Genomic DNA, 15,254 nt, shown 5'->3' on the forward strand with positions numbered 1-15,254 from the left:
GGCGCCTATGGAAGGACGCCGAAGCGACCATCGGGTCCGCAACGGCTTTCCTCTACGCCGCTGCCGTCATGATCCTCGTCAGACGCATCGCACGCCACTCATGAGCAGTTTCGGCACGGACTCTAAGCGGAGCGCCTTCGGCGCAAGTTATTGTCTTATGTGCGAGGGGTTCCCCTCGCGCTCTCCCGCTCGCCGCGTGGCAGGGGTGCAGGACTAAGCCTGCACCCCATGAACAAGCTTGTGGAGCCGCCGCCGCGTAAAGCGTTGTCCTCGCTTCGCTGCGGGAACGCTTGACCCGGACGTCTGACGAGCTTCACCGGAACCGTCGGTGAGGCGCTTCCATGCCTGATTCTGAGACAGGATTACAGAGTCAGGATAAGGCGACCAGCTCCTCGAAGGCGTATTTCTTCGTGCCGAAGCTGCCCGAAAAATCCCGCCCCAAGCGCGAGGCATGGCCTGTGGCATGCCCCATCTCGTGGAGCGCCGTCCTGTGCCAGTTGATCGGCTCGAAATAGGCGGCCGGAGGCGGCACCTGCACGTAGTCGAGCGCCGGAACATAGAAGGCGCGATCCCCGCCGATGCGGAAATCGATCCCGGTCGCCTCGATCAGCGCCTCGACCTTCGGCTCGATCATGCCGGGCGGCGGTGGCGGGGCCTCGAAGGCGATGTCCTCGGGCAGGCCCTCGCATTGCGCCGCGTTGAACACGGTGAAGCGCTTCAGGAACGGTATGCTGCTGGCTTCTTCGCCCGACTCCTGGGCGCGGCGCTTCTCGTCCTCCGGCGTGAAGCGGTCGGCATAGACGACGGTGGTGCCGCGCTCGCCCTTGCGGACATTTCCGCCCAGCGAGAGTGCTTGCCGGAAGGTGAGCCAATGCTGGGTCGGATAGCCGTGCTGGACCACTGCGCCCCAGAGGATGAGGACATTGATCCCGGAATATTGCCGCGCGGTCGCGGCATTCCTCGGCATGGCGAGCGGCGCCTTCGCCGCCGCCGTCCCCCAGGGCTGGACCCAGGGCAGCCGCCCTTCCTCCAGCTCGGCGATGATCTTGTCGGTGATGTCGTCATAGAGATTGCTGCGGGCGCCGCCTGGGCGAGCGCGGTCCTTTCTGGCCATCGGGATGATCTCCGCGACGGGCGCCGGAGGCCACTCCTCCAGCCCTCAACCCGTCACGGAAAACCCGTCCGCACTCTCCCTCTCAGGGGGCGTTGCGGGGTCTCCCCGCTGAAGGGGGTGCGCCGGCAACGATAGTGCCGGCCAGGGGGGAAGGCCTTCCCCCTTCAGGCCCACGGCAAGATGCGCGTTTATTCGCGGGAACAATAAAACGAGCCCGCGCGAAGGAAGAATCAGAAGCGAATAGCCGTCGCCGGTGTTGGCGTCTCCCGGTATGATGAGGTGAGTTTGGCGCTCAGGCTTGGAAAACTAATGACGCAGCATGACCAGCACATCGCCGCGTGGCGGGATGCTTTTCGCGACGAGACAACGGGCATCCACAGAGCCATTCAGGATCTGCTCTGGAACTACGCCGCCTTTCGCACGACGGTTCGGATCGTCCGTCTTGCAAATGAGAAGAGAGGCTCGAGACCCCCGCTTAACCAGATGATGTTCAATCTCGTTTCCGAGGGATACTGGTCAAGCCTGCTTCTCGGCACTCGCCGACTTCTCGATAAGGCCCCGATAAAAGGCCCCAAGGGAGTTTACTCGATCCGATCTGTCGTCAACGACGTGAAAGCGAGCCAAAACTGGTTGACCAGGAGAATCTACGTCGAGAAAGTGCTTGACGCGCAATACGATCTCGATCGCCTGCATCAAGAACAACATGACCACCTCGTCGCCGCGAAGGGGCGTCCGGTGTGGGGCGATCCAGAGCTCATGAAAAGTGAGGCCGCGCATCGGCATTTCGATGTTTTGAGCGGCGTTTCTGCGTCAGAGCGTAACCCGAGCAATCTGATCTCGGACACGGTCTTCGAGAAGATCGAAACTCGGCTTGCCCGCCTTGATCGAATTGCCGAGCACGTTAACTCGCATGTTGCTCATGCCGGGAACAAGCAAAGTCGGCAGGACAGGGAGCTTGGTGATTTCGACATTCGCGATGCTGAAAAGACTCTCAGGCAGTTGAAGGAAATCGCGGATCTGGTCGGAGTGTGGTTCGCCAACGAAGGCGGTGCGGGCCTCGCCACATATCTCGGTGACCAATTCGAGGGCCTCGATCATCCTGTTGTAGACACCGCCGACCTTGCCGACCTTGCAGAACAATGGCGATTGATCGATAGAGAAATCGCAGAATGGTCGATCGGGCCAGAAGATCTGTGATCCCCGAGAGGCAAGCCGATTCCTTGGTTCGAACCGATACCGCCTTCTGTCAAAGCCACCGGCTTTACCGGAAATCCCGCGCCTTCACCCTGATGCCGCCGGCCACCGGCCCCTGCTTCTCGGCCGCAGCCGCCTCGCGCTGCCCGACACTCGCCAGATCCCGCGACAGATCGACGATCCGATGGGCGACAAGATGCACGACCTCGCCCTCGCGCTGAACGCGGCCCCTCACGGCGATCATGCTCGATGAGAGAATGACCCGCCGATAGCGCTCGAAGACCTTTTGCCACACGACGAGATTGGCGATGCCGGTCTCGTCCTCGAGCGTGACGAACATGACGCCATTAGCCGAGCCGGGGCGTTGGCGCACCAGGACGATCCCTGCCGCCTCCAGCCAGCGCCGGTCGCGCGCCGCCATCGCCTCGGCGCAGCTGACGATCCGGCGCTTCGCCAGGTCCTCGCGCAGGAAGGAGACCGGATGGCGGCGCAGCGACAGGCCGATATGCCCGTAATCCTCGACCACCTCGCGACCGGCGGGCATCGCTCTCAGCGCGATCGCAGGCTCGTCGAGTTCCGGAACGGTCCGCCCCTCACGGTCCGAGGCGGCGGCGAAGAGCGGCAGTTCCTCGTCGCGCAGCCCCTTGATGGCCCATTGCGCCTCGCGCCGGGCGAGGCCGAAAGCCGGACGGAATCCATCGGCCGCGGCGATCTGATCGAGCGCCGCGACGGGAACGCCGGCCCGCCGCCAGAGATCGGCGATCGAGGTGAAATTCTCATCGCCCCGCGCCGCCACGATGGCGGCGGCATGGGCATTGGCGAGGCCCTTGACCATTCGCAGTCCAAGACGGACCGCGAGACGGCTCTCGTCGCCGGTCGGCTCCAGCGTGCAATCCCAGCGGGAGGCATTGATGCAGACCGGGCGGACCTCCACCCCATGCTCGCGGGCGTCGCGCACGATCTGGGCCGGCGCATAAAAGCCCATGGGCTGGGCGTTGAGGAGCGCGGCGCAGAAGACATCCGGGTGCCAGCATTTGAGCCAGGCCGAGGCATAAGCGATCAGCGCGAAGCTCGCCGCATGGCTTTCGGGAAAACCATAGGAGCCGAAGCCTTCGAGCTGCTGGAAGGTCCGGGCCGCGAACGGCTCCTCATAGCCGCGCGCGATCATCCCCGAGATCAGCCGGTCGCGGAACTTCGAGACGCCGCCGGTATGTTTGAAGGTCGCCATGCTCTTGCGCAGGAGATCGGCCTCGCCCGCGGTAAAGCCCGCGCATTCGATGGCGACGCGCATCGCCTGTTCCTGGAACAGCGGCACGCCGAGCGTCTTTCCCAGCACCTTCTCCAGCTCGGGCCGGGGATAATCGACCTCTTCCAGGCCCTCGCGCCGGCGCAGATAGGGATGAACCATATCGCCCTGGATCGGCCCCGGCCGCACGATCGCGACCTGCACCACCAGGTCGTAACAGGTCCGGGGTTTCAAGCGCGGCAGCATCGACATCTGCGCCCGGCTCTCGATCTGGAAGGTGCCGAGCGTATCGGCTTTGCGGATCATCGCATAGGTGCGCGGATCCTCGGCCGGGATCGACGCCAGATCGAGGTGGATATCCTTGTGCTCGGCCAACAGGTCCAGCCCCCGGCGCATGCAACTCAGCATGCCGAGCGCCAGGACATCGACCTTCATGAAGCGCAGCGCGTCGATATCGTCCTTGTCCCATTCGATGATCTGGCGCCCCTCCATCGCCGCGGGCTCGATGGGCACGAGATCGTCGAGCCGGTCATGGGTCAGCACGAAACCGCCCGGATGCTGCGACAGATGCCGCGGCGCGCCGCGAAGCTGGGCGGCCAGTTCGAGCGTCAGGCGCAACCGGCGATCCTCCGGATTGAGGTTGAGATCGCGGAGCTGCTGCTCGGTGACACCAGCCTCGGACCCGCCCCAGAGCTGGCCGGACAGCGTCTGGATCAGGTCTTCGGGAAGCCCCAGGGCCTTGCCCACGTCCCGCAGCGCGCCCTTGGAGCGATAGCGGATGACGGTGGCGGTCAGAGCGGCGCGCTCGCGGCCGTAATGCTCATAGACCCACTGGATCACCTCCTCGCGCCGCTCATGCTCGAAATCCACGTCGATATCGGGCGGCTCGCGGCGCTCCTCGGAGACGAAGCGCTCGAACAGGAGATCGTTGCGGCCGGGATCGATCGCGGTGATGCCGAGCACATAGCAGACGGCCGAGTTCGCCGCCGATCCGCGCCCCTGGCAGAGGATGCCGCGCGACCGGGCGAAGCGGACGATGCTGTTCACCGTGAGGAAGTAGGGCGCGTAATCGAGCTTGCCGATCAGGGCCAGCTCATGCTCCAGCGCGGCGGTCACCTCCTCGGGCACGCCCTCGGGATAGCGGTGTGCGGCGCCCTCCCAGGTCAGCCGCTCCAGGGTTTCCTGCGGGGTCAGCGCCTGATCGTCGCGCTCTTCGGGATATTGATAGCGCAGCTCGTCGAGCGAGAAGCGGCAGCGATCCGCGATCTCACGCGTCCGGGCCAAAGCCTCGGGCCAGCGCGCGAAGAGCCGGTGCATTTCGGCGGGCGGCTTCAGATAGCGGTCGGCATGGCGCTCGCGCCGGGCGCCGAGCGCATCGACGGTGACATTGTGGCGGATCGCGGTGACGACATCCTGCAGGATGCGGCGGCCGGGTTCGTGGAAGAGCACGTCATTGGTCACGACGGTGGGCACGCCGATCCGCGCGGCGAGCGTCGACAGCTCCCAGAGGCGCATCTGGTCATTGGGCCGCCGCCGCAGCGTCAGGCCGAGATAGGCGCGATCGCCGAAAGAGTCGCGCAGGCGCCTCAGGCGCAAACCGCAGGTCTCGTCGGCAAGGTCCGGCACGAGGACCGCGATCAGCCCTTCGCCATAGGCGGTGAGATCGTCCCATTCGAGATGACAGCGCGCCTTGCCCGCCCGCCCCTTGCCCAGCGACAGGAGTCGGCAGAGCCGCGACCAGGCCGCCCGGTCGGTCGGATAGACCAGCGCCGACATGCCGCAGACGAGATCGAGGCGGCAGCCGACGATCAGCCGCACGCCCGCCTCCTTCGCCGCCTCATGGGCGCGCACGATACCGGCCAGCGTGTTGCGATCGGTCACGGCCATGGCCTCGATCCCCATCGCCGCGGCGGCAGCGAACAGCTCCTCGGCCGCGGAGGCTCCGCGCAGGAAGGAGAAATTCGACGTCACCTGCAATTCGGCGTAGGCGGGCGCGCTCATCCGAAAATCCCGTGCAGGAACCAGCAATGCGAGCCGGTGGCGGCATCCTCGCCATCGCCGGAGCGGAAGATCCAGAAGCGTTCGCCGGCATCGTCCTCGACCCGGAAATAGTCCCGCACCGCGATCAGCTCGGCATCGCGCTTCCACCATTCCCCGAAGATGCGCTCCGGCCCGTCGGCCCGGCGAACCCGGCGACGCACGCCCTTCCAGGAGAACCAGTTCGGCGGATGGTCCGGCAGGAGCGCCATGGTCTCGATCGGCTCCGGCCGGGAGAGCAGCCGCGAAGGGCGCGGCCAATGGTCGGGCCAGCCCGCACCCGTATCCTCGGCGAGTGCCGGCAGACGACGGACCGAGCGCTCGGGCACATCGCTCGCCACCGGCGCGAAACGATAGACCGCCCGCGCGCCGACCCGATTGGCCAGCGTGTCGATCAGGCCGGACAGATCCGGCGCGCCCTCCTCGATCAGGCTGCTGGCCGCCTGCCGCAAAGGCAGGGGTTCGGCAAGGGTGGCGGTCAGCGACATGATCTCGATGCCGAAGCCCGGCGCGATGGTCTCGATCCTGTCGCAGAGAAGCCGGGTCAGGCGCGCGGAATCCCGCACCGGCATGGCCAGGCCGATGCGCACCGTCTCGATCCGGTTGTCGACCCGGTGGCAGAGCAGGTCGAGACGGCGCGCGCCAAGACCCCGCCCCTCGAGCGCCTCGCAGAGCGCCATGACCAGCTTGCGAATATAGCGCGCGATGGTCTCGGCGGCGCCGATGGGCTCTGCGAAGACGCGGCGAACCGAGACCAGCTCCTCGGGCCGGATTGGTTCGATGGGCTCTGCGGCCGCCCCCAGGGCCTGGTCGAGACGCCGGCAGAGCTCGGGGCCGAAGCGTCGGGTCAAAGGCGCGCGCGGCTGACCGATCATGTCGCCGATGCGGACGAAGCCGAGATCGTACAGCCCCGCTGCGATCGCAGGCGGCAGACGCAGGGCTTGCAGCGGAAGCGGCGCGAGGATCGAGCCGGTTTCGCCGGGAGGAGCGACAAACAGCGGATTGGCCGCATAGCGCGCCAGCGCATGGGCCGCACCCCAGCTATCGGCGATAGCGGCGCGGGTGGTGACACCGGCCATGACGAGCCGTCCGGTCAGCGCCTCAAGCATGGCCGCTTCACCGCCATGGAGATGATCGGCACCGGTCGCATCGATCACGATCCCGTCCGGCGTGTCGACAGCGACGATCGGCGAGAAGCGTTGCAGTACCCAGAGCGCGAGACGTTCGAGACTGTCCTGATCGGCCCGCGGATCGGCGGGCTCGATATGGAGGCCGGGCACCATCGCCTGGGCCTTGGTGACGGGCATGCCTTGACGCAGGCCGAGCGCCCGTGCGGCCGGATCGGCCGCCGTCACCACCCGGCGGTTCTTCTCCCTTCCGGCGATGACCAGCGGCACCTCACCGGGCGGCGCTGTGTCGCCCGCCTTCCGCCGCAACCGGTCTATCGGCCAGTTCGGCAGGAAGACGGAGATGACCCGAGCCATCGCACGCCTCCAGTTCGATATCGAGACATTCGCCCGCTCGCGCCCGGATCAGCTCAACGAGCCAGCGCGGCCGCCCGACACCGGGAACCGGAAGGGGCGAGGACGGCAGCGCCGAGATCCGCCAGCGGGTCATGGCCGCCGTCGGCTGACCGAAATCGCTGGCCTCCGCCTGCCGCCGCCAGCGACGCAGCGCGATGCAGAGGGTCGCCGAGCCTTTCGCCGCGAGATGCAGTCGCCGCGAGGCGGTCATCGGCAGGCGCGCGACATCGCCGACAACCGCCCCCAACCCGCCATGCCGCAGCCCTTCCTCCATGCAGGCGAGAGTCGCCTTGTCGTCCCCGGCTTCGACGAAGATCACCCGGCCAGGCGGCAATCCGGCCTGCTCCAGCCCAGGCGCGAAAAGATCCTGAAGCGCCACGCACCAGAGCACCTGCCCGGTGGTGCGGGCGGCGATCCCGGCCGTGAAGCAGGCCGCTGCCGCGCCATCCACCGCTCCGTTGCCGCCACCGGCGACTTCATGCAGGCAGCCGAGCGCCAGCCCGCCACCGGGCAGCTTGCGGTCCAGTGGCGCGATCCCGAAGGGCAGTACCTCGTGCGCACGCGCGCCATTGCCTTCGAGCCGCGCAATGCGCGCCCGCAGTTCGGCAATGGCTGGGCTGTCGGCACGGTTGGGCATATGAAGATGGCGTCTCCGGGGCTTTGCACTGGTCGATTTCGCTGCTATGTTCTTTATTTGTTCTCTTGCGGGTCGAGAGTCAATCTCGGCCATCCAAGAAGTGATCGACGGAGCGCGATGTCCTATGGTGGCGTAGAGTATTCGCAAGGAGAGTGGCGGGGCATGTGCAACCTCTATCGCATTACGACCAACCAGCAGGCGATCAGGGATTTCGTGGCCGCCACCCATGACAGCATCGGCAATCTGGAGCCGTCGATCGATGTCTATCCCGACCGGCCGGCGCCGGTCGTGCGCAACATCGATGGCGCGCGGGAACTGGCCTCCCTGACCTGGGGCATGCCCACGCCCATCGAATATCTGAAATCCCGCGACGCACCGGACACCGGCGTCACCAATATCCGCAACACGGGCAGTCCTCACTGGCGGAAATGGCTCGGCGTCGAGCATCGTTGCGTGGTCCCGGCGAGCGCCTTCTCGGAATATGGGCAGAAGCCCGATCCGGTCACGAAGCGCAAACCGCTGCACTGGTTCGCCCTCGACGAGACCCAGCCCCTGTTCTTCTTCGCGGGGATCTGGACGCCGTGGCGCGGAACCCGCGGCTCGAACCGCACCCCGCGCGCGGGTGATCATCAACTGTTCGCCTTCCTGACCACCGAGCCGAACGGCGTGGTGAGGCCGATCCATCCGAAGGCCATGCCCGTCATCCTGACGAGCCGCTACGAAGTCGAAACCTGGTTGACGGCCGATTGGAAGGAAGCCAAGGCGCTGCAACGGCCGCTGGCCGACGAGCGGCTGGTGATCCTGGAGACGCCAGACAGCGCAGCCGCCACTGGCAAGCTGCCGGGCATCTGAACAATGATCCGGCGGACGAAATGGGCCGGAAGGAAGAAGAGCAGTTAGCGGCCACGCTCGCCAAGGCGATGGCGATGATCTGCGTCCGCAACAGCATGCTGGAGGACCTGCACGCCGGGCCGGTCCCGGTCCCGGTCACGAAGACCTGCGACTATTCCGATGTCTTCGCCATCGACGCAGACGGTAATCGTACCCTTGGGGAAGCGTGTCTCGGCTCGACGACGATGAGATGCGCGACCTGATGCGCCAAGTCGTCAATCGCCTCTACACGTTCCAGACCTAATTCGCCGAACCCCAGTTTCAGGCCGTGATAGACAAGTGGCGCGCAGCTGGGATGAGCCGGTCATCGACGTGCGAATTGCGGGGCGGCCATGATAGACAACCGGTAGCGGGTCGCAGGTCATAAGCCTTCGGCGCGGTTCAGGTGGCCAACTGCTCGCATCCCGCTAAAGTAGGCCGTTGAGAAGTGGTTCGAATTCCTGATCTACGGCGTCGAACTCCTCGGCGCGTAGTAGGCGCCTTTTGTCTACTAGCTCAATGCGCTTGCCTGCATAGCTTGCATTGTGGAGTCTGACCGAACCTAGGATGAGCTGCATCCCGTCCGGCACGTTATCGACCGCAAACTGCATGATCCGCTCGGCATTGGCAGGATCTTGATCCTGCTGGACCGGACTGTCGATGACCAGGGGAGCCGACAGTGCAGACGAATATTCCCGCACGGTATGCGCGAATGCGTAATAGTAGGCGAGCAATGCTCGTGGCTGGTCGCTGCCCGTCTCTGGTGGGTTGGCATAGAGTGATTTGAAGAAGCTGTCGGGGAGCGTGGGTACCTGGAGGTGACGGGCAAAGCGGTGAAGCTTCTCAGCGAAGAAGTCTTTGATGCTCTTCTCGCGCTTGCGATCGGAGTAACTTTTCATGATTGCATTGGCCGTCTCAGCCTCGCCGCCGCGCTCACCTGAGGCTAAGTCGATTGCGCGGCGCTCACTGGCGAACGCCTCATCAACGAGGCGCTCGCTCTCGCTCTCAAGAATGTCGCGGAGACGCAGGTCGCCCTTGGTTTCGTTGAGAATTGCCTCGATGGCGTCGATGTCTTGGTCAAACGAGGTGAAACGCTGTTTCTCGATCACGATATCCTGCTCGACCCGAGCGAGGTCCTGACGCGATTCAAGGAGAAAGCTCCGGCAGGCGTCGACATCCGCGATCAGCGAGAACTTGTTCGTGAAGTCGTTGAGATGAAGCGTTCCGCAGGTCGGGCAGGCGATTTCGGCGTCCGGAAATTTCCGCAGGAACGCGAAATCCGCGTCGAGTTCAGCAAGCGATGCGCTCGCAATCTGGGTTTGCTCAACCAGCATGGCGCGCGTCGAATGGAGTGCCGCCAGCTTGATCTTAACCTCATCCTGCTTTTCTCGGAGTACGGACGCGCGCCGAGTGAGTTCATCGATCCGATCGCCGAAGTCCTCCGGCTTGAGGTCAACCACCAACCCCTTTCGGCCAACCTGAAGTCGCCTCGCCGCGCGTTCAAGCGCATCGCGCTCTTTGGACAGTTCCGCTTTCGCACGGTCTGCTTCGATTTTGGCCGCTTGCGCGGCATAATACTCGTTGGGCCGGACCCCGGCGTGGAACAGCGCCAGGCTCTGCCGGTACTTTTCGAACTGCTGCATACTGGCGAACGAACTCCAGTTTCGTTGCCAGCCAGCATCTTGGTCGACATAGAAGGGCGAGAAGAAATAGGCCGGCGGCGGGATGACGAACTCGCCTTCGCGTGACTGCATTCGTAGCTTGATGCCGAGGATGTCGGCCAGCTGCGGCGCCAGGTTGGAGGTGACGCCGGACACGCTCCAGAGCTTCGTCCCATCTTGTGCGAACAGCGCGAAAATATTCGACGACCGCAGGAGCCGGTACACCACATCGTCGACGTCGAACTCTACAACCGAGGCGACGCCCAGCGACTTCCAATCAGGATGGACGACGGCGGGGTCGGCGCCGAACGTGGCGTAGATCGCCTTGATCAGCGAAGACTTTCCGGTGTCATTCTCGCCGAGGATCAGCGTCGCCTTCGGATCGAACGCTATCTTTCTGGCCGCTTTCTCCTTTTTGGACAGCAAAAGCAGGCTTTGAAATCTTAAGTTTTTCATTCCGCTTGATCCGAAGGCTTCTGATCAGGGCTTTGAAGTTGTCCTGTCTCTCCATACTGGAATACCTCGTAGAGGATCATGACGATTAGCCTGTCATCCGGGCAGGGCGACAGATGCTTGACTGCGGCATGCCTGACGATCGCCAACACGGCTTCCGCGAGTTCCGTGAGCGCCATCCCGCCCCCAGTGACAGAGCCCAGAGCCGATCTGATGTCGCGGCGGACCGACCGGATTCCTTCGTCGCCGGCGTCGAGCACCTTAGGGCGATATTTCATCCATTCGGCGCGAAGCCGCATCTTCTTCATGGTGTCGTAGGTGAGATCCGCCGCAACCTCACTCCATTCGGGAAACTTCGCCTGCGTTCCCACCGCGGCCAGCCAATTGTCCACGTCGGCACGACAAATTGCCTTGTACCGGATCAAATCCTCGAAACTTTTGATTTCGCCGGTAAATTTCGACCGAGTCCTACAGTCTTCGACTACCGCCCGGTACAACCCATCGAGGTTGTACGCAACCTCGCCATGCGCCTTGACGACAAAGTTGTTGAGCTTGCCCTTCGCATGGGTCGACGCGTCGTGGAGGCTCAGATCTGCCTTCACGAAATGCATCAGGCCGGCCTGATCCTTAGTGGCGGATCCATGCTCGGTCTGAAGGCGCTTCAGGAACTTAGCAAAGGTGTCGCTGCCGCAATCTTTGAAGGCTATGTCTTGGTTCGCCCCGGCAAATTCTAGAGGCACGTTCGACACGAAGCTCATTGATACCGTGTCGTCTGGAAAAGCGTCATAGTTTGAGAACAGCTTGCCCATGAAGGAGAGCGGGCGGTCCTCTTCTTTCTGACCCTTTTTGAGCGCGGGCCGCCGAAAAAGATCGGTCAGCGTCCAGTGACCCTTGTCCTTGGTCTTGACCTGATAGAAGCGAACGCTCACCGGCGCGTTGGCGCTGTCAAGGAGAACAACATCATCGTGAAATTCGAATGCGATGGCGTAGTCCTCACTCTTCTCGTGATTGGAAAAGATGAGAGCTAGTCCCCAAAGCGCTTGATAGTCGAAGCGTTCCTGCGCAAGGCTGCCACCGACTTCCCGTTGCGGGTGCTCAATGAGCCTTTTCGCAAGTGACATTGATGATTCCCCCTAACCATCTGACTATTTAAGATAACGACGCTCAGCGCAAGAATAGCGCGACGACGGAAACTGCCAAGACCATGTAGTTCTGGCTCTAACTGGTGTCCCGTCCTGACGCTAGTTGAGTGAGTACAGACGAAAGCAATGGTGTGGTGGCGGCGCTCGGGACGGGGCGCTCGTTTCGTTGGCGGCGCCGCACGCTTGCTCCTGCTGCAATCATGGCGACGACGACCTTGCAGTCTGACCATGTCCAGCCATTCTCCAATCTTCGAAGCGACGTCTACTTTTCTGGTCCGTCCGCCTGAGGACGGGTCAGGCAGCTAGCGAGGCTTCACCCTCCGGCCTCACCAAGCGAGGCTGCAATGTCACTGATCGAGCGGAACAGGACCAGGGGATCGTCCCTGGACGGTTCGAAGCCACGCCGCTTCCAGAATTCGGCAGCCTCCCCATCGACGGCGTTGACCATCAGGGCCCGCCCGCCGATCAGCGAAGCGGCCTGAACGCAGCGCTGGAGGGCATGCTTTAATAGACCGGTGCCGATGCCCAACCCTGCCCGTCCGGTGTCGATTGCGAGTTGGCCGAGCAGCATGCAGGGCACCGGGTTCGGCGGCTGACCCGTCCTGACCTTGCGCGGCAGAACCGAAGGCACGACGGCCGTGGGCGCGAGGCCGTAATAGCCGACCACGCGCCCGGCCTCATGCACCACGAGGACGGCGGTGAAGCCCTTTTGCTGGTTGGCGAGCGCGCGCGTCTTCAGCCAGTGGTCAAGCGTGGGCTTGCCACAGGAGAAGTCGGAAACATCGTGAGTGGGGTCAAGCGGTTCAGGGCCGGATAACAGCAAGGGGTCACCGCTTTGCCTGGTAACCAGGCTCCCACGGCGCGGGGCGCTTCAACACTTCCACCATCTCCGGAACCAGAGCGGCGGGACGCGCCAGCACGTCCATGAACTGGGCGAAGCCTTCCGGGCTCATCCGGATCAGCCCCTGCTCCATGACGACTTCCTCGGCCGCGCGCACGGCAGCGTCGCGCACGAAGTCGGTCCGCGAGCGGCCGCGAAGGCTGGCGGCGCGGTCGATCATTGCGACATCCGCCTCGGGCAGGCGCATCGAGATCGGATATTCCTTGCGCTCAGTGGTGCTGATCATGGCTTAACTCCTTTGGGCGGAATATAGCGACTTGTATCGCCAATTGCAATACGTTATGGTTGTCTCAACACACAACGACCTCACGGGAAGGGGCGCCGCGGCGGATGATGACCGGTTCAGGCAAAGATTCCGATAGGTTATTTCGCTATGCCACGGCTCGCCAGGCTACACCGGGCCATGCCAAAACGCGCTTGGCAGCGCCAATCGCCGCCGAATATTCGGCGGCAATTTCCGTTGCTTATGCTGCCTCCTGGGCCAATGCTGCAAGTCATGACCTTGCGAGCCCCAGCAAACACAGCAAAGATGACAGGAGAGAAGCGCGAAGCGCTGCTCGAATCCTTGTTGCTGGACGAATCGGATCTGACATTCACGCCGCGCGGCAACCCCGACCCACGGCTTCTGCAACTGGTCGGCATCTTGGCGAGGCAGGCGGCACGGGAGTGCTATGCAGAGGAAGTGAAGTTGTCGAGGCAAAGGAGGAAGCGCACCTCCTGATGCTTTTGGGAGAAGTGCATTGAAGGTCGCAATCTACGCCCGCTATTCCTCCGATAATCAACGTGATGCATCCATCGCCGACCAGCTTCGAATGTGCCGCCTCCATGCCGAGAAGCAGGGCTGGCAAATCATCGAGGAATATACCGACCACGCCATCTCCGGCGCCTCACTGATCCGGCCGGGCATTCAGGCATTGCTCGCCGATGCCATGGGCGGTCGCTTCGACCTGATCCTGGCCGAAGCGATGGACCGCCTCTCCCGCGATCAGGAGGACATCGCGGGGATATTCAAACGCATGTCCTATGCGGATGTGAAGATGTTCACCCTGTCGGAAGGCGAGGTGACGCATCTGCATGTCGGCCTCAAGGGCACGATGAACGCACTGTTCCTGAAGGATCTGGCCGACAAGACCCGCCGCGGACAGCGTGGCCGCGTCGAGGCAGGCAAATCGGGTGGCGGCAATGCCTATGGGTACGATGTGGTCAAGAAGTTCGATGCGAACGGCGAGCCGATCCGCGGCGATCGCACCATCAACGAATTCCAGGCCGAACTCGTGCGCCGCATCTTCCGCGACTATGCCGCCGGCAAATCGGCCAAGACCATCGCCGTCGCCCTCAACAAGGACGGCATTCCCGCTCCGTCAGGCGGCGACTGGGGCTTTAGCACGATCAACGGCAACCCCAAGCGCGGCAACGGCATCCTCAACAACGAGATGTATATCGGCAAGATCGTCTGGAACCGGCAGCGCTTCGTCAAGGATCCGAACACCGGCAAGCGGCAGGCCCGCCCCAACCCGGAATCGGAATGGGTTATCCAGGAAGCGCCCGAGCTTCGCATCCTCGATGACGAACTCTGGAACGCCGTCAAAGCGCGGCAGGAGAAGAATACGCTCGCGCGCGATAACAGCGGCATGGCCGACGTCCGCACCGTGAACCACCGGCGCCGCCCCAGATACCTCTTCTCGGGCCTGACCAAATGCGCCTGCTGCGGAGGCGGCTATTCCGCGATTTCGGCCACGTTGATCGGCTGCTCGACAGCCCGCAACAAGGGCACCTGCAACAACCGGGTCAACATCCGCCGCGACGAGCTGGAATCGCGCGTGCTGAACGCACTGCGTACCAAACTCGTCGATCCGGAGCTCTTCGCCCATTTCTGCGAGGTCTTCACACAGGAGATGAACCGCCTCCGTATGGAAGGCCGCGCCGGAATCGCCTCGGCGGAGGCCGAGATCGGGAGGATCGACCGGGAACTCGACACCCTTCTCAATCTGATTCTGAAGGGTGGCGCCGCTGACGCGATCAACGCGAAGATGGTGACGCTGGAGAAGCGGAAGCGGGAACTGGAGTCGTTCCTGGCCGAAGCCGACGAGCCGCCACCCATGTTGCACCCGAGCATGGCGCTGCAATACCGCAAGCGGGTCCAGCAACTCTACGAGGCCCTACAGGATGATGACGAGGGGAAGCGGTGTGAGGCCGCAGATACCATCCGCACGCTGGTGGACAAGATCGTGCTGACGCCGGTGGACGGCAAGGTGGAGATCGATGTTCAGGGCGATCTGGCTGGAATCCTTACGATTTCCACGCAAAGCAAAAACCCCGCAGCGGCTGCTACGGGGGCGCAAGTAAAGATGGTTGCGGGGGCAGGATTTGAACCTGCGACCTTCAGGTTATGAGCCTGACGAGCTACCGGGCTGCTCCACCCCGCGTCACCATTGTCTGGCTTTTTTGCCAGTCATCCGGGCTGCTTGTCCGAATG

12 protein-coding genes, 1 tRNA gene and 3 pseudogenes are annotated in these 15,254 nt (G+C 63.5%); 6 read left to right on the forward strand and 10 right to left on the reverse strand.

The window, feature by feature from the left end:
* A pseudogene (locus GTK01_RS20090) lies at positions 1–104 on the forward strand (IS5/IS1182 family transposase); the annotation flags it as partial.
* A 275-nt stretch (positions 105–379) separates the two neighbouring features.
* Here GTK01_RS20090 and GTK01_RS20095 read toward each other — a convergent pair.
* Positions 380–1,114 (reverse strand): annotated as a pseudogene (locus GTK01_RS20095) (ArdC family protein); the annotation flags it as partial.
* Between the two features lie 309 nt (positions 1,115–1,423).
* Here GTK01_RS20095 and GTK01_RS20100 point away from each other — a divergent pair.
* Positions 1,424–2,311: a hypothetical protein gene (locus GTK01_RS20100; RefSeq protein WP_199259163.1), complete on the forward strand. Its 888-nt coding sequence runs from the start codon at positions 1,424–1,426 to the stop codon at positions 2,309–2,311.
* A 64-nt stretch (positions 2,312–2,375) separates the two neighbouring features.
* On the opposite strand, the gene GTK01_RS20105 is transcribed toward GTK01_RS20100, so the two are convergent.
* Genes GTK01_RS20105 through GTK01_RS20115 form a run of 3 tightly spaced genes read right to left on the reverse strand, consistent with a single transcriptional unit; the run spans position 2,376 to position 7,751 of the window.
* Positions 2,376–5,555 carry an error-prone DNA polymerase gene (locus tag GTK01_RS20105; RefSeq protein ID WP_252929504.1) on the reverse strand — a complete coding sequence of 1,060 codons (3,180 nt, stop codon included), beginning with the start codon at positions 5,553–5,555 and terminating at the stop codon, positions 2,376–2,378.
* Positions 5,552–7,075, reverse strand: coding sequence for a DNA polymerase Y family protein (locus GTK01_RS20110; protein ID WP_252929506.1), 1,524 nt, complete (start codon positions 7,073–7,075; stop codon positions 5,552–5,554). The genes GTK01_RS20105 and GTK01_RS20110 overlap by 4 nt, the downstream gene beginning before the upstream one ends.
* Positions 6,990–7,751 (reverse strand): ImuA family protein, encoded by a 762-nt coding sequence (locus tag GTK01_RS20115; protein ID WP_252929508.1) that lies wholly within the window; start codon positions 7,749–7,751, stop codon positions 6,990–6,992. The genes GTK01_RS20110 and GTK01_RS20115 overlap by 86 nt, the downstream gene beginning before the upstream one ends.
* Positions 7,752–7,913: 162 nt before the next feature.
* On the opposite strand from GTK01_RS20115, the gene GTK01_RS20120 reads away from it, so the two are divergent.
* Together GTK01_RS20120 and GTK01_RS20125 are read left to right on the forward strand one after the other, a co-directional pair.
* The gene (locus GTK01_RS20120) at positions 7,914–8,603 is read left to right on the forward strand and encodes an SOS response-associated peptidase (protein ID WP_252929524.1); all 690 of its coding nucleotides are present in this window, start codon (positions 7,914–7,916) and stop codon (positions 8,601–8,603) included.
* 20 nt (positions 8,604–8,623) lie between these two features.
* The gene (locus tag GTK01_RS20125; protein WP_252929510.1) at positions 8,624–8,845 is read left to right on the forward strand and encodes a hypothetical protein; all 222 of its coding nucleotides are present in this window, start codon (positions 8,624–8,626) and stop codon (positions 8,843–8,845) included.
* A gap of 204 nt (positions 8,846–9,049) precedes the next feature.
* On the opposite strand, the gene GTK01_RS20130 is transcribed toward GTK01_RS20125, so the two are convergent.
* From GTK01_RS20130 to GTK01_RS20145, 4 genes are all read right to left on the reverse strand, one after another.
* Positions 9,050–10,738, reverse strand: coding sequence for a hypothetical protein (locus GTK01_RS20130; RefSeq protein WP_252929512.1), 1,689 nt, complete (start codon positions 10,736–10,738; stop codon positions 9,050–9,052).
* Positions 10,735–11,856 carry a DUF4297 domain-containing protein gene (locus tag GTK01_RS20135; RefSeq protein WP_252929514.1) on the reverse strand — a complete coding sequence of 374 codons (1,122 nt, stop codon included), beginning with the start codon at positions 11,854–11,856 and terminating at the stop codon, positions 10,735–10,737. The genes GTK01_RS20130 and GTK01_RS20135 overlap by 4 nt, the downstream gene beginning before the upstream one ends.
* A gap of 334 nt (positions 11,857–12,190) precedes the next feature.
* A complete protein-coding gene (locus tag GTK01_RS20140; RefSeq protein WP_252929516.1) occupies positions 12,191–12,700 on the reverse strand; it encodes a GNAT family N-acetyltransferase in 510 nt (169 codons plus the stop codon).
* A 4-nt stretch (positions 12,701–12,704) separates the two neighbouring features.
* Positions 12,705–13,004: a DUF1778 domain-containing protein gene (locus GTK01_RS20145; RefSeq protein WP_252929518.1), complete on the reverse strand. Its 300-nt coding sequence runs from the start codon at positions 13,002–13,004 to the stop codon at positions 12,705–12,707.
* A 303-nt stretch (positions 13,005–13,307) separates the two neighbouring features.
* Between GTK01_RS20145 and GTK01_RS20150 the strand changes: the two genes are divergently transcribed.
* Together GTK01_RS20150 and GTK01_RS20155 are read left to right on the forward strand one after the other, a co-directional pair.
* On the forward strand, positions 13,308–13,499 hold the full coding sequence (locus GTK01_RS20150) for a hypothetical protein (protein ID WP_252929521.1): 192 nt from the start codon (positions 13,308–13,310) through the stop codon (positions 13,497–13,499).
* A 19-nt stretch (positions 13,500–13,518) separates the two neighbouring features.
* Positions 13,519–14,556 (forward strand): annotated as a pseudogene (locus GTK01_RS20155) (recombinase family protein); the annotation flags it as partial.
* Between the two features lie 381 nt (positions 14,557–14,937).
* Here GTK01_RS20155 and GTK01_RS20160 read toward each other — a convergent pair.
* Together GTK01_RS20160 and GTK01_RS20165 are read right to left on the reverse strand one after the other, a co-directional pair.
* The gene (locus GTK01_RS20160; protein WP_252929522.1) at positions 14,938–15,084 is read right to left on the reverse strand and encodes a hypothetical protein; all 147 of its coding nucleotides are present in this window, start codon (positions 15,082–15,084) and stop codon (positions 14,938–14,940) included.
* A gap of 43 nt (positions 15,085–15,127) precedes the next feature.
* A tRNA-Met gene (locus GTK01_RS20165) sits at positions 15,128–15,204 on the reverse strand.
* Positions 15,205–15,254 lie beyond the last annotated feature (50 nt).

The organism is Aliihoeflea sp. 40Bstr573 (genome assembly GCF_024105655.1).
Lineage (GTDB): Bacteria > Pseudomonadota > Alphaproteobacteria > Rhizobiales > Rhizobiaceae > Aliihoeflea.

Coding starts and splice junctions, on each gene's coding strand:
- GTK01_RS20100 (WP_199259163.1), top strand. CDS start 1,424: ATGACGCAGCATGACCAGCACATCGCCGCGTGGCGGGATGCTTTTCGC.
- GTK01_RS20105 (WP_252929504.1), bottom strand. CDS start 5,555: ATGAGCGCGCCCGCCTACGCCGAATTGCAGGTGACGTCGAATTTCTCC.
- GTK01_RS20110 (WP_252929506.1), bottom strand. CDS start 7,075: ATGGCTCGGGTCATCTCCGTCTTCCTGCCGAACTGGCCGATAGACCGG.
- GTK01_RS20115 (WP_252929508.1), bottom strand. CDS start 7,751: ATGCCCAACCGTGCCGACAGCCCAGCCATTGCCGAACTGCGGGCGCGC.
- GTK01_RS20120 (WP_252929524.1), top strand. CDS start 7,914: ATGTGCAACCTCTATCGCATTACGACCAACCAGCAGGCGATCAGGGAT.
- GTK01_RS20125 (WP_252929510.1), top strand. CDS start 8,624: ATGGGCCGGAAGGAAGAAGAGCAGTTAGCGGCCACGCTCGCCAAGGCG.
- GTK01_RS20130 (WP_252929512.1), bottom strand. CDS start 10,738: ATGAAAAACTTAAGATTTCAAAGCCTGCTTTTGCTGTCCAAAAAGGAG.
- GTK01_RS20135 (WP_252929514.1), bottom strand. CDS start 11,856: ATGTCACTTGCGAAAAGGCTCATTGAGCACCCGCAACGGGAAGTCGGT.
- GTK01_RS20145 (WP_252929518.1), bottom strand. CDS start 13,004: ATGATCAGCACCACTGAGCGCAAGGAATATCCGATCTCGATGCGCCTG.
- GTK01_RS20150 (WP_252929521.1), top strand. CDS start 13,308: ATGACAGGAGAGAAGCGCGAAGCGCTGCTCGAATCCTTGTTGCTGGAC.